Raw genomic sequence first — 13,721 nt, 5'->3', positions numbered from 1 at the left:
TGTGACCATCGGTTCAAGCTACGAATTCCCATCCCACATTGCCAAGGACGCCGCGCGAAGCAAACGCTCGACCAAAAACAGATGGGCGGCCCGCTTCCCCAACCCGCCGGATCTGTGTTTCGACTATCGGGCATTGGTTGAGCAACATAACGGCATCGCCCAGTCGACAGACCCTCAACATCGGATCTGCATCATTGGCGCCGGTGTTACCGGACTGACTGCCGCCCGGGAGCTCTACCGTTGCGGCTTCACGCATATCAGCCTCATCGAGCAATCCACGCGGGTCGGCGGCAGGCACCTGACCATTAACAACAGCCACCCAGGCGTAAGCCAAACCCCGTTTGAGATGGGTGCCATGCGCATGCCCTTTTTCAACCTGGCTGACGAGCCACCTACGGAAGGTCGGTCGCTGATGGCCTACTACGCTCAGGAGTTCGACCTGAAGCATTCAGATTTTGCCAACCCCGGAAGCCCTTGGGTCGGTTCGACGGGAATCTATCTGCGAGAAGGTAACATGGACGCAGAATCGCCTTCGCAGATGTTGATCTGGAAAAACGAGGACGGGCGCACGCCCCCGCCAGGCGAGGCGCTACAACGGGTCTATGCCAAGTGGAAGACCTTCGCCGACCGCATGACCCAAGCGGTTGCCAAGGTTTACGCCAGTGAAGAATGGGAAGCCATGTGGGCCGCCATCGTCGAACAGTATGAGGGCGTATCGTTTCGCGATCTGGTTAGCATGCCGGCCCTGAGCCACTGGAATGAACGCTCACAGGGCGACTTCGGTGGAATGGGAATGAGCGCCGAGGAATCAGCGATTTTCTATGCCATTGGCATCGGCGACGGGAGCTGGGGAGCCTTTTACGACGTGTGTTGCCTCTATCCCCTGCGCACAGCTATTTTTGGCTTCAGTAGCCAGTTACAGCTGATCCACGGACGGGTAGATGCGAAGGGTGAACCGTTGGATGCCCCTTACCTCGACAGCGAAGCCGTCTATGACTCGACCGGGCTGAGTTTCGCCAAGCCCCGCTACATTGGTCTCGCCGCGCTGGACGAATGCCTGCTGTTCATGAAAACCGCAGAAACCGGAAAGTCGGTATACGAACACAGCCGTGAACGAAGTAATGGCTTTCTCACTGACGCCTCTGTCACCCGACTCAGCAAACTGCCCAACCAGAAAATACGCGTGTACTTCGACTGGAAACACAGCCAACCCGAACACACCGAGGAACACTTCAATGATTTTGACTCAGTCATTCTGACGCTCCCGTCCTGGCTCATCGAAACCCGAATCCAGCTGAAAAACTTCACCCCGCAGATGCTGCCTTTCACAACGATCAATGCCTATAAGACCGCGCACTGGGAAACCAGCTGCAAGGTCTACGCCCCATTGGAAAAGTCCTTCCTTTCGCAAAACAGCCATATTCCACAAGCCATCGTGACCGACAGCTTTATCCACGATGTTTATACCTACCGCTACAACGAGCACTACAGCGATGACTGCATCCTCCTGAGTTACACATGGGAGGATGACGCCACCAAGCTCGCCTCTTTCAGTGACAAGGAACTGGTGAAACGGTGTGTCAAAGAGCTGGATCGCATCCTGATGAACTCCAGCAATATTCAGGAAAGGATTTCACCCTACATCGACAGTGACCGGGCGGTTGTCCAGCGCTGGGTCACGGATAAAAACGCGCTGGGCTGCGCAAAGCTGTACCGCCCTGGTACCTACTACGACGCTGTCAACCTCATGAAGTACAACCGGGATTTCTCCCACCTCTCCGGCCTGTATTTTTGCGGCGAATCATTTTCCGTCGATGCCGGCTGGACGGAGCCCAGCTTTCGCGGCGCCATCGATGCCGTCATTCATATTTGCAACAAGACTGCCGCGACCTTCAATGGCGGTTTTTCCTTAAGCGACTACCCGCACTACCACCTCAAGGCCTGACCTCGATCGCCAGAGCCCTGCACATCGTGCATCGGCCCTGGCGCTCGCCTGCGCCACGACCACTCGAACACCTCATTTAGCCAAGCAGAGACAAGGACTACAACCTTATCGGAAGCCGCTGACTTACACCCCTATGCGTTTTCAACTCTCATAAACACGCAGTTAAACAGAGTGAATAACAATAAAAAGGGGTCATCTGAAATGAGCGAACCAACAAGTCCAGTGCGTGTAGCCGTCGTGCAATTCGATCCACAAGTCGGCCTGGAAAATTGCGAAGCCAATCTGCATCACAGCCTGGAACTGGCGCTGGAAGCCGTCAACGGCGGGGCGAATCTCATCGTCGTGCCCGAGCTTTCCAATTGCGGGTATTTCTTCCGTAACCGGCAGGATGCCTTCGACCACGCCGAATCGGTGCCCGAAGGGCCCAGCGTGCAGAGTTGGATGGCGTTTGCCGCTCAACATCAGGTTTACCTGGTGGCTGGCCTGAGCGAACGGGACGGCATGCGCCTGTTCAACACCAGCGTCCTGGTCGGGCCGGACGGGTTTATCGGCAAGTACCGCAAAGCCCATTTGTGGAACCTGGAGAAACTGTGGTTCACCCCGGGTGACCTGGGCTTCCCGGTATTTGAAACGCCTATCGGCCGCATCGGCATGCTGATCTGCTGGGACATCTGGTTCCCGGAAGTGCCGCGCATCCTCAGCCAGCAAGGCGCTGACATCATTTGCAGCCTGAACAACTGGGTCTGGACCCCGCCGCCGTTGTTCGACGAGGCCGGCAAGTGCATGGCCTCATACCTGACGATGACGGCCGCCCACGTCAACAATGTGTTTATCGCAGCAGCCAGCCGGATCGGCGAGGAACGAGGCGCCCGCTACCTCGGCTGTTCGCTGATTGCCGGCACCCACGGCTGGCCGATTGGCAGCGTGGCCTCGGCGGACAAACAGGAAATCCTGTTCGCTGATATCGACCTGACCAGTTCGCGCAGCGCCCCCATCTGGAACAGCCTGAACGACCTGCACCGCGACCGTCGAGCCGACCTCTATGGCCAAATGCTCGGGTACAGCCAACACCCGTGTCTCCCACGTTGATCAGGGGAGATCATTCATGAACACCACAACCGACAAAAAAACCATCGCCCAGCGAACGCCGTTCGATACGGCAATCTTGCTGCTGATGATCGGCACCGTCCTGCTGATTGCCTGGCTGTCATTCAGCAACCGTTCGCTTTGGTCCGCGCACTGGCCAGGCTACAGCGACATGGTCTCCAGCCTGCCCGACCCCAGCGCCTGGTTGCGCTGGGTGGTGGGGGACATCAGCGAGGTGGCTTTCTATAAACACGAGTTCGCCTCGATCGGACTGTTGGCAGGGGCGTACCTGGCGTACTGGGCCAGTCGCACCGGCAAAGCCTGGCAAGGCTTCGCCATTTCCTACGGCACCGGGTTATGGCCGTGGCTGGTCACCAGTTCCCTGCTCGGGTTGTTGCTAAGCAACCTGCTGTGGGGCTGGACGGTGACGGCGACGAGCTGGCAGCCGACATTCGCTGCGTTTGTCTCGCTGCCGGCGGCCATGGTGCTGATGTTTGGCGGCGGCTGGAAGGTCACGATCAACGGTGCACTCATGGGGGCCGTGCTGGTGACGCCGATGTGTTTGCTGATCGTCAACTACGTCTGTAATCCCCTGGGTTTACCGGTGGTCATCGGCAATGTCTCTGGCATGGCGGTCGCTAGTGTCTTTGCTTTTCTGCTATGTCGCTATGTGCCTGCTCTGGTGAAGCCTTCCACCCCCGTTAAACCCGCAGCACCTGCGTCTGCACCGGCCAAGACACCCGACTACGGCATCGTCTGGAGCCTGCGCCGGGTCCTGGCGGACTTTTCCGAAGCGCCTTTCTTCGGCAATGAGTTGGCCAGTCTCGGCCTGCTGCTGGGTGCACTGCTGGCGTACAGCCTGAACCCGGCCAGCCCGGTCTATGGTTCAGGCCTGCTGCCACAGCTGATCGGCGCCCAGGCATTGACTTCTGCCATCGGCATCGTGATCTGGCGCCGACAGTGGATATCGCGTGGCTGGTTCCCCACCTACGTACCGCTGGTGTCGGTCGTGCCTGCGGCGCTCTTGACCTACGGCGGCAATTGGCCGGTGATCCTTTGGAGCGCCTCGCTCGGCGCCTTGTGCGCTCCGCCCTTGGCCTGCGCGATTTCCGCCCGGTTGCCAACCGACATGCATGGCTACATCGGCAATGTCCTGTCCATGGCCGTCAGCACGATATTGCTGATCCCGCTGATCGGTTTCCTGATCACGCTTTGACGCACGCCGCCAAAACGGCTGCATCACGGTTTCAAAACCGGATGCAGCCACTTCTCATCGCAACAAGCGAGGTTTGACATGGACCTACCCAAACTGGCCATCGCGGCGCTCGGCGGCACGCTCAGCATGCAAGCCCGGCACGCCGGTGAAGGCGTTATCCCGACGATCAGCGGCGAAACCCTGCTGGCCTCCATTCCAGAACTGACATCGCTGGCCCACGTCACCGCTGAAACCCTCGGCCTGCTGCCCAGCGCGTCCCTGAACTTCGGTTGTCTGCTCAGCGTACTGTCATGGGCGAAATATCAGGTCAGGCAGGGCGCCGCCGGAGTGGTGATCACCCAAGGCACCGACACGCTCGAAGAATCGGCCGCGTTTTTCGATTACCTGTGGGATTGCGATGAACCGCTGGTGCTGACCGGCGCCATGCGCTCGGCGAAACAGGCCGGGGCCGACGGGCCGGCCAATGTGCTGGATGCCTGCCGAGTCGCGCTATCCGAAAGCAGCCGGCGACGCGGGGTCCAGGTGGTCATGAACGGGCAGATTCATCAGGCCCGGCACGTGCGTAAAACCGACTCGCTGGCGTTGCAGGCCTTCTCTTCGCCGGTTTTCGGCCCCACCGGCCTGCTGATGGAAAATCACGTTCACTATTTCCACCCATTGGTGCAGCGCCATGCCCTGCCCTTGCCCCAAAAGACAACGCACAAGGTTGCCCTGCTGGAAGCCTCACTGTCTGCCGACACGCTGTTGCTGGAGAACGTCGTCAACCTGGGTTACGACGGGCTGGTGATCGCCGGTTTTGGTGCCGGGCACGTTTCGGATCGATGGGCGACCGCGATCGAAATCATCGCCGGGAAAATCCCCGTGGTCATTGCCACGCGCACCGGCTCCGGCGCCACCGCGCAAGCGTCCTACGGGTTTGGTGGCAGCGAGATGGACCTGATCCGCAAGGGCGCCTTGATGGCAGGCTTTCTCTGCCCGCGCAAAGCCAGGATCCTACTTTGGTTGCTGATCGGCTGTCAGCGCCAGGATGAACTGGCGAATTACCTCAACCACCCCTGACACAATTCCCTGTAGGAGCTGGCTTGCCAGCGAAAGCGGTGTGGCAGATCCGTAAATATCGACTGACGAGACGCCTTCGCTGGCAAGCCAGCTCCTACAAGGCGCCTTTTTATGTGCACGAATCGTCTTACGGCTTGTGCGCCCGGGACAGGAATTCGTGGGATTGCATTTCCAGCAGTCGGCTCAGGGTGCGCTGGAACTCAAAGTTCAGGCGCCCGCCGGTGTACAGGTCCTTGAGCTCGACTTCGGCAGAAATGATCAGCTTCACGTTGCGGTCGTAGAACTCGTCGACCATGTTGATGAAGCGTCGGGCGATGTCGTCGGTGGTGACACTCATCTGTTCGACACCGCTGAGCAACACGGCGTGGAAGATCTTGCCCAGTTCGATGTAGTCATTCTGGCTGCGCGGGCCGTCGCACAGTTCGCGGAATTCGAACCAGGCCACGTCATCGCAGGTGCGCAGGGCACGGATTTCGCGGTTCTCGATCATCAGCACGTCGTTCTCGATCGCGGCCGTGCATTCTGGCGTCAGCGCGCGGAAGCTCTTGCGCAGACTTTCGTGCGACGCTTCGTCGAGCGGGAAATGGAACAGTTCGGCCTGTTCGAGGTGGCGCAGGCGATAGTCGACGCCGCTGTCGACGTTGACGATCTCGGTGTTCTGCTTGATCAGCGCAATGGCCGGCAGGAAGCGCGCGCGTTGCAGGCCGTCCTTGTACAATCCGTCCGGCACGATGTTCGACGTCGCGACCAGGGTCACGCCGTTCTTGAACAGTTCTTCCATCAAGGTGCCGAGGATCATGGCGTCGGTGATGTCGGAAACGAAGAACTCATCGAAGCAGATGACCCGCGCTTCAGTGGCGAAGCGCTTGGCGATGATGGTCAGCGGGTTTTTCTCGCCGCCCAGGGTCTTCATCTCTTCGTGCACACGCTTCATAAAGCGGTGGAAGTGCGTCCGGGTCTTTTCCTTGAAGGGCAGCGCTTCGAAGAAGGTGTCCACCAGGTAAGTCTTGCCGCGACCGACGCCGCCCCAGAAATACAGGCCCTTGACCGGGGTCTGATCCTTCTTGCCAAACAACTTGCCCAGCAGGCCCGGCTTGTTTTGCTCGGCCGCGACCAGATCATCGTACAGGCGCTGCAAATGACGCACGGCGGTTTCCTGCGCGGCGTCATGGAAGAATTCCGGGCGTTTCAGATCAGCTTGATATCGTTCTAGGGGCGTCATAATTCGTTAGCAAGGCAACAAAAACGGGCCAACACTGTAGCGACGACCCCAAGGAATGGCAATCGGCCCTTGGTCGGGCCGAACCGTTGTTTATTCCTGAACCGGCGTCAGGGCGATCCGCAAAGCCTCGACGGCAGCGTCACGGGCAGCGCTGTCGGCAAAGGCCGGGCTGTCGGCAATGCAATCGCCGTTGAGCCACACGCTGAAGCTCAACGCGTCACCGCGCACGTCCAGAGGCTGGCCCGCTTGCAGTTGCTTGGTCACTTGTCCTGCGGTTTTACCGTCGGCAAAGTTGCGAGAAAGCAGCAGTTGCTCGCCATCGGCCGCCAGCAGTCGGAAGCGGAAACTGCCATCGTCTTCACGGAAGCTGACGAAACGCGCCGCTTTCGCGACTTTCTTCTTGGCGGTCGCCGCCACTTGAGTCTGGGCAATGAAGGAGCGCAAGCCCACCGCTTCACGCAGTTCGTTGAGGAACGGCGTCGCCACCGCACGGGCTTTTTTCGCGCCGTGTTGCAGGATGTCTTCGAGATCCGCCGGACGCTCGATCAACTGGTGATAGCGCTCGCGGGACTCGCCCAACTCGCTGTCCAGAAGCTGGAACAGTCGATTCTTCGCCTCGCCCCAACCCAGGCCCTGCAACAACTCGCTACGAAACTCGTCGGCTTGTGCCGGGGTGGCGAACGCCTGGAACAGGGTGAACAGATGCGAGTTGTCCGGGTCCTTGGCTTCGCCCGGTGCGCGGGAATCGGTAACGATCCGCGAGATCGCGTCCTTCATTTCCTTGGCGCTGCTGAACAGCGGGATGGTGTTGTCGTAGCTCTTCGACATCTTGCGGCCATCCAGGCCCGGCAAGGTGGCAACGCTCTCTTCGATCAACGCCTCGGGCATGGTGAAAAACTCTTTGCCCTGGCCGAACAGGTGGTTAAAGCGCTGGCCGATGTCGCGGGCCATTTCCACGTGCTGGATCTGGTCGCGACCGACCGGCACCTTGTGCGCGTTGAACATCAGGATGTCCGCCGCCATCAGCACCGGGTAGCTGTAGAGGCCCATGGTGATGCCGGCATCCGGGTCTTCGCCGGTCTCGACGTTCTTGTCCACCGACGCTTTGTAGGCGTGGGCGCGGTTGAGCAGGCCCTTGGCGGCGACGCAGGTCAGCAGCCAGGTCAACTCAGGGATTTCCGGGATGTCCGACTGGCGGTAGAAGGTCACGCGGTCGACGTCCAGGCCACCGGCCAGCCAGGTCGCGGCGATTTCCAGACGCGAGCGCTGGATGCGCAGCGGGTCATCGCATTTGATCAGGGCGTGGTAGTCGGCCAGGAAGTAGAACGAGTCGGCATTGCTGTCACGGCTGGCAACGATGGCCGGGCGAATGGCGCCCGCATAGTTGCCCAGGTGCGGCGTGCCGGTGGTGGTGATGCCAGTGAGGATGCGGGTACGAGTCGTCATGGGTAATCGCTTGTCAGACTGCAATCAATTCGAGAGGCGCGGCAGGATCAGATCCTTGAGATCGGTCAACTTGCCATGAAAAAAGTGTCCGCATTCTGCCACTTTCAGCAGCTCATGGGGGCGTTCAAGCTTGTCGGACCATTGGTAAACGACTTGCGGATCGATCACTTCGTCGGTTTCCGGCTGAATCAGGGTCAGTTCGCCGTGTTGCGGCAACTGATCCTGATCGCCCAGGCGCATCACGGCTGGCGCGACCATGAACAGGTGCTTGACCTGCTCGCCTTTGGCTTCAAGGCGCCCGCCGAGACTTGCTGCAACAAAACCGCCGAACGAGAAACCGAACAAGGTCAGCGGCAACTCAGGGTGCTTGTCACGAAACCATTGGGCCACGGCGTGGGCATCATCGACTTCGCCGGTGCCCATGTCATGGGTGCCTTCGCTGGCGCCGACACCGCGGTAATTGAAACGCAAGGTGATCAACCCGGCGTCACGCGCGGTGCGCTGCAGGGTCGAGACCACTTTGTTGAGCATGGTGCCGCCCTGCACCGGGTTCGGATGGCAGATCAGGGCCAGACCGCGCGGCTGCTCGTTATCCAGGTAAAGGGCTTCAAGTTGCCCAACCGGGCCATCAATCACTACAGGGGTTTCACGCATCAGCAAGGAAGGAACTCCGTGACCTCGAATCGGGTCGGCTCGTCTAGCAAATTGTCTGTGGCTGTCCATTGCGAGTGAATCGCGGTATACAGCGCAGGTTCGAGCCGTTAACGTAAAGCAAAGCCGTTTATAGAGGAAGGACTCGTGGAACACTCGCTCTTAGTTTGGTTGTTGCCGACTCTTGCCCTGGTTGTGGGTGTCGCCATTGGATTCCTGATCGCTCGCCTCGCGCCGAATGCCGCGCCGAGCAGCACACAACGTCAGCTGGACGATATTCAGGAACGTTTCGACAGTTATCAGAACGAAGTGGTCACCCACTTCAACAGCACCGCCTCTTTGGTCAAGAAACTGACTCAGAGCTACCAGGAAGTGCAGGACCATCTCGCCGAGGGCGCCAACCGCCTGGCCCTGGACGAACAGACTCGCCAACGCCTGCTGGCGTCGCTGCACGCCGACGCGACGCAGCCTCCCCGTGAACGCCTGACGCCACCGCGTAGCCAGGAGCCGCCTCGCGACTACGCACCCAAAGCCCCGAACGCGCCGGGCATGCTCGATGAGCATTATGGCCTGAAGAAATAATCAGGTTTCGCGCATGACAAAAAGCCCCCGGACATTCATTTGTCCGGGGGCTTTTTTGTTTCTGCCTGTTTTTATTACACCTGGGGTTCAGTCAGATGCTTATGGATACTGTTGAACAGTTCCTGGCTGCTGGGCAGCACCATACTGCTGGCCCGGAATCGCCTTGAGGTTGACCTCGACACGACGGTTTTGCGCGCGGCCGTTGATGTCGGCGTTGCTGGCAACCGGGCTGTCCGGGCCGGCACCACGGGCGCTCAGGTTGGCGCCGCTGACACCTTGCGAAGTCAGGTAGGTCGCCACGCTCTGCGCACGACGCTGGGAAAGGTCCATGTTGTGCTGGCGAGCGCCGGTGCTGTCGGTGTAACCGACGATCTCGATCTGGTTCTGGTTGAATTCCTTCAACGAGCCAGCCAGGTTATTCAGCGGCTGGTAGAAGCTTGGGGCAATGTTCGCCGAATCGGTAGCGAACGTGATGTTGCCCGGCATGATCAGCTTGATCTGGTCGCCTTGGCGCTGCACTTCAACACCGGTGTTGGCCATGCTGGCGCGCAGCTTTTTCTCTTGCTGGTCGGCGTAATAGCCGTAACCGGCGGCGGAAGCGCCCACCACGGCAGCACCGATCAGTGCGCCCTTGCCACGGTTATCGTGGTTGATGGCGGCGCCTGCCAATGCACCGGCCAGCGCACCGAGGCCACCGTATTTCGCAGTATTGCTCATACCTTCGGAGCCGCTGTCCGGCTGGCCCTGAGCCTGGCCTTGGCCGCCGTAGGGGTTAGGCGAGGCGCAACCGGACAAGACGGCCACAGCCGTAGCGACAAGAATCAAACGACGCGTGGTGAACATGTAAAGCTCCTACTTTTTTGCATTCTGTGGTGCAACGGCCCCAGGCAGCAGCCTTTGCGGCCGTTGGATCACGTTAACGGGTAAAAATTCCGGCTGTTACAAATCAGCCACGAACAAACGGGTTCTCGCGCATTTCGTCGCCCAAGCGGGTATCCGGACCGTGCCCGGTCACCACAGTGGCGTCTTCGTCGAGGGTGTACAGCCGCTGCTTGATCGAGCGCACGATGGTCGCCTGGTCACCGCCCCACAAATCCGTGCGCCCGACGCCACGCCGGAACAGCGTATCGCCGGCGATCAGCAGTTTAGCGTCCGAAAACCAGAAGCTCATCGAGCCCGGCGTGTGCCCCGGCGTGTGCAGCGCCACGCCACAACCGCAGGCCAGTTCTTCATCATCGGTTAGCCAGCGGTCCGGGGACGGCACCGGAGTGTAGGGCACGCCGAACATCTGGCACTGCATTTCCAGGTTGTCCCACAGGAACTGGTCTTCCTTGTGCAGGTGCAGGGTCGCGCCGGTTTTCTCCTTGAGTTGACCGGAGGCCAGGAAATGATCGAGGTGCGCGTGGGTGTGAATGATGCTGACCACTTTCAGGCCCAAGGCATCGAGCCGTGCCAGGATCAGCTCATGATTGCCACCCGGATCGACGACGATGGCCTTTTTCGTTATCGGATCGCCGATGATCGTGCAGTTGCACTGCAAAGGGCCTACGGGGAAGGTTTCACGGATGAGGGTGGGTTGCTGGGACATCGGAACCTGCTCGATAAACGGGGACGAGCGATTTTCGCACAATTAAGTATTCAGCTAATGTTCACGATGTGTAACGTGAAAAATCCTTAACCGAGTACGCCCAGTTCCTTGGCTCGCGCGACGGCTTGAGTGCGCCGTTCCACCCCCAGTTTGCTGTTGATGTGGCTGGCGTGGGTCTTGACCGTGTGCAGGGAGATGAACAGCTGTTCGCTGATTTGCTGGTTGGAACAGCCTTGGGCGATCAGGCGCAACACCGCCAGTTCCCGTGTGCTGAGCTGCTCCGTCGTCGCACAGTTCTCGGTTGCCGAACGAGCAACCAGGGGCGGCAGCTTTTCCAGAAGGCTTTGTGAAACGGGCGTCGGTGGGCTGAGCTGAAGTTGTGCGCGCAGCCAGTCCGGGTGTCCGGCCAGCAACACCTCAAACGGTTGCAGCACGCCACCGCCCGCTGCTTCCAGCGCCTGAGCCAAGGCCTTGCGTGCTTCGGGTTCTCGTCCGCCGGCCAGCAACAGCATGACTTTCTGAATCAGCGCCATGGCGCTGAGCATTTGTCGACCGCTTTGCTGGCCCTGTTCGAGCAGCGCATTCAAGCGCCCCTCGGACAGCATCGGTTGACCCTGAATAGACTCCAGCAAGGCTTGTTGCAGTTCGATGTGCAACGACAGTTGCGGGTGAAATTCCGGTGGAGAAGCGGCGTTTTCGCCGTTATAGGTCTGTCCCAGCCGTGCCAGCCAGGCCTCGGCCAGATCGGTGCGTCCCTGCGCCAGCCAGAGTTCACATTTGACCAGGGTGATCATCGCCAGGTAGTAAATCGGCGGCACGTCCCAGATGTGCATCAGCCGCTCAGCTTCGGCCAATTCGGCAAACGCCTTGGCGAATTCGCCGCTGCTGCCTTCGATCCGGGCGATCACGCAGTGACCGATGAGCACGCTGATGTCACGACAGGCGCGCGCTTCGCTCAAGCCGGCCTGCAAGCACGCGCGCGCCGCTTGCGGCTGCAGGCGCAAGGCCAGGAGAAAACCTTCATACAAGGTCAACCGGGCGCGGACCGCATACAGCCGTTGCGCCGACAATCCCTGCAGGCGCTGGATGCCTTGGCGAACTTCGTCCAGCGCCCGGCAGATTTCCCCACGTGCTTGCAGCACCCGGGCACGGTCGTAGTGCGCCAGGGCCTCGAATAAAGGATTACCGACCCGTTGCGCCAACTCCAGCGACTCCCGGTTCAGCCCCCGCGCACGCCACAAATCACCGTCGGCAATGGCCAGGTTGGACAGGGTCGAGAGGCAAATCAGGCGCTGCCCGTAACGTTTGGACGGCAGGCTGTCCAGCGCTTCGCCGCAGTAGCGCAACGTCTGTTCACGATTGCCACGTCCGCGGGCGATGATCCCACTCAAGGCCAGCCATTGAGCCAGCATGGACTTCTGCGCAGTGGCCGACGGTGCAGGCAGGAAGCGGCTCAAATGGTTGGCCAGTTCTTCGGCGGCATCCAGTTGGCAGGCCATGCCCAATGCCCAGCTATACAGCACGATCAACCGCGGCGTGCTGATCAGCAAACTGTCGGGCAAGTCCATTTTCCAGCGCAGCAACATGCCGACATTCTGTTCGGCCAGCAGTTGCTCTTCGGAGAGGTTCTGCACCAGGTTCGCCGCCACGTCCAGGTGACCGGCACGCAACGCCTGTTCCACGGCCTCATCGAGCAGCCCTTGGGCATTGAACCAGCGGCAGGCGCGCAGGTGCAGGCTGGCGGCCGGCACCATCGACTGCTTTACCGGTCGCGTGCGCAACAGATCGGAAAACAGGTGGTGGTAACGATACCAATGGCCATGCTCGTCCAGCGGTACCAGGAATACTTGATGGGCCAGCAGGAAGCGCAAGATCTCCGCACTGTCATGGGCATCGCGAACGGCATCGCACAGTTCACTGCAAAAACGCTCCTGGGGCGCCGTGTCATAGAGGAATGACTGGACCTCGGCCGGCAGGCAATCGATGACTTCTTCGAGCAGGTAATCGCGAATCAGCCCCTCCCCGCCGTGCAACGATTGCGGCAACGCACCATCGGTGCCCGCTTCCGAAGCGGCAAGCAGCCAGAAGCGCAAACCCGCGACCCAGCCTTCGCTGCGCTGGATGAGGTTTTCCAGCGCCTCGCCACGCAAGGAACTGCTGTGACGGTCGAGCAGGCTCAAGGCCTCGTCGTGGGTCAGGCGCAAGTCCTGTTCATGCAGCTCAAGCAATTGTCGCGACAGCCGCAACCGCGCCAGGTGCCAGTCGGGGCGCTGGCGGCTGGTGACCATCACCAGCAGACCGTCAGGAAGATGATTGAGGAAAAATTGCAGGCAGCGGTCCAGCACCGGGCCTTGGGCCAAATGGTAGTCATCCAGCACCAGCAACAAGGGCGTCGCTGTGGACAAATGCACCGCCAGCTCATCGAGCAAGCCGTCCAGCCATTCTTCGAAGGCGAACGGTTGATGGCGCTGGCGCATTTTCAACAAGCCGAGGGATTGCCGGCCCAGGTGCGGGTAATAGTCCTGAAGGCCTTCGAGCAGGCGTTCGAGAAAACGCCCGGGGTCACTGTCTCGCGGACTCAACCCCAGCCAGAGGCTTTGCCAATGCACCGGCAGCGCCTGGCAAAACTCTACCGCCAACGAGCTCTTGCCAAACCCGGCCGGTGCGCTGACCAGCAACAACCTGCCACCGAGCCCCGCACTCAAGCGCTCGCATAATCGAGGACGCAGCACATGACCGTCGGGCAACGGCGGGCGGTAAAAACGCCCGTCGAGTGTCGCGACGGCAACGCTGGCGGAACCTGGGGGTGTGGACAAATCAGTCATAGCCGGCTCTTGTTTGAATTGCGGGTGGCGGCGTTGCAGATGTCCGCAGACTAGCGGTAAACGGATAGGGAATGAAGGTAATTGCTACAAATGGCTACAAA

The 13,721-nt window shown here is 60.1% G+C and carries 11 protein-coding genes; 5 read left to right on the top strand and 6 right to left on the bottom strand.

Features of this window, described 5'->3' with window-relative positions; translation table 11 throughout:
- Window position 1: 1 nt before the first annotated feature.
- From J1D76_RS11405 to J1D76_RS11390, 4 genes are all read left to right on the top strand, one after another.
- Window positions 2–1,945 carry a flavin monoamine oxidase family protein gene (locus J1D76_RS11405; RefSeq protein WP_421138422.1) on the top strand — a complete coding sequence of 648 codons (1,944 nt, stop codon included), beginning with the start codon at window positions 2–4 and terminating at the stop codon, window positions 1,943–1,945.
- Window positions 1,946–2,146: 201 nt separating this feature from the next.
- Window positions 2,147–3,034 (top strand): nitrilase family protein, encoded by an 888-nt coding sequence (locus J1D76_RS11400; protein WP_421138421.1) that lies wholly within the window; start codon window positions 2,147–2,149, stop codon window positions 3,032–3,034.
- A 16-nt stretch (window positions 3,035–3,050) separates the two neighbouring features.
- A complete protein-coding gene (locus J1D76_RS11395; RefSeq protein WP_421138420.1) occupies window positions 3,051–4,247 on the top strand; it encodes a hypothetical protein in 1,197 nt (398 codons plus the stop codon).
- 78 nt (window positions 4,248–4,325) lie between these two features.
- Entirely contained in the window at window positions 4,326–5,306 is a 981-nt protein-coding gene (locus J1D76_RS11390; RefSeq protein ID WP_421138419.1) for an asparaginase, read from the top strand.
- Window positions 5,307–5,433: 127 nt separating this feature from the next.
- On the opposite strand, the gene zapE is transcribed toward J1D76_RS11390, so the two are convergent.
- The 3 genes from zapE to J1D76_RS11375 all read right to left on the bottom strand — a co-directional run bounded on the left by zapE (window position 5,434) and on the right by J1D76_RS11375 (window position 8,628).
- Window positions 5,434–6,528, bottom strand: a complete 1,095-nt coding sequence (gene zapE, locus J1D76_RS11385; protein WP_421138418.1) for a cell division protein ZapE — start codon at window positions 6,526–6,528, stop codon at window positions 5,434–5,436.
- A 90-nt stretch (window positions 6,529–6,618) separates the two neighbouring features.
- Window positions 6,619–7,974 carry a tryptophan--tRNA ligase gene (locus J1D76_RS11380; RefSeq protein ID WP_421138417.1) on the bottom strand — a complete coding sequence of 452 codons (1,356 nt, stop codon included), beginning with the start codon at window positions 7,972–7,974 and terminating at the stop codon, window positions 6,619–6,621.
- Between the two features lie 24 nt (window positions 7,975–7,998).
- The gene (locus J1D76_RS11375) at window positions 7,999–8,628 is read right to left on the bottom strand and encodes an alpha/beta hydrolase (protein ID WP_421138510.1); all 630 of its coding nucleotides are present in this window, start codon (window positions 8,626–8,628) and stop codon (window positions 7,999–8,001) included.
- 144 nt (window positions 8,629–8,772) lie between these two features.
- On the opposite strand from J1D76_RS11375, the gene J1D76_RS11370 reads away from it, so the two are divergent.
- Window positions 8,773–9,207, top strand: a complete 435-nt coding sequence (locus J1D76_RS11370; RefSeq protein ID WP_421138416.1) for a YhcB family protein — start codon at window positions 8,773–8,775, stop codon at window positions 9,205–9,207.
- 99 nt (window positions 9,208–9,306) lie between these two features.
- On the opposite strand, the gene J1D76_RS11365 is transcribed toward J1D76_RS11370, so the two are convergent.
- The 3 genes from J1D76_RS11365 to J1D76_RS11355 form a co-directional block, all read right to left on the bottom strand.
- Window positions 9,307–10,050: an OmpA family protein gene (locus J1D76_RS11365; RefSeq protein WP_421138415.1), complete on the bottom strand. Its 744-nt coding sequence runs from the start codon at window positions 10,048–10,050 to the stop codon at window positions 9,307–9,309.
- Window positions 10,051–10,153: 103 nt separating this feature from the next.
- Entirely contained in the window at window positions 10,154–10,795 is a 642-nt protein-coding gene (locus J1D76_RS11360; protein WP_421138414.1) for an MBL fold metallo-hydrolase, read from the bottom strand.
- A gap of 86 nt (window positions 10,796–10,881) precedes the next feature.
- The gene (locus tag J1D76_RS11355; RefSeq protein ID WP_421138413.1) at window positions 10,882–13,620 is read right to left on the bottom strand and encodes a LuxR C-terminal-related transcriptional regulator; all 2,739 of its coding nucleotides are present in this window, start codon (window positions 13,618–13,620) and stop codon (window positions 10,882–10,884) included.
- Window positions 13,621–13,721 lie beyond the last annotated feature (101 nt).

The organism is Pseudomonas sp. NFX15 (assembly GCF_049132105.1).
Classification (GTDB): Bacteria; Pseudomonadota; Gammaproteobacteria; order Pseudomonadales; family Pseudomonadaceae; genus Aquipseudomonas.
This window is presented reverse-complemented; position numbering and strand designations above follow the sequence as displayed.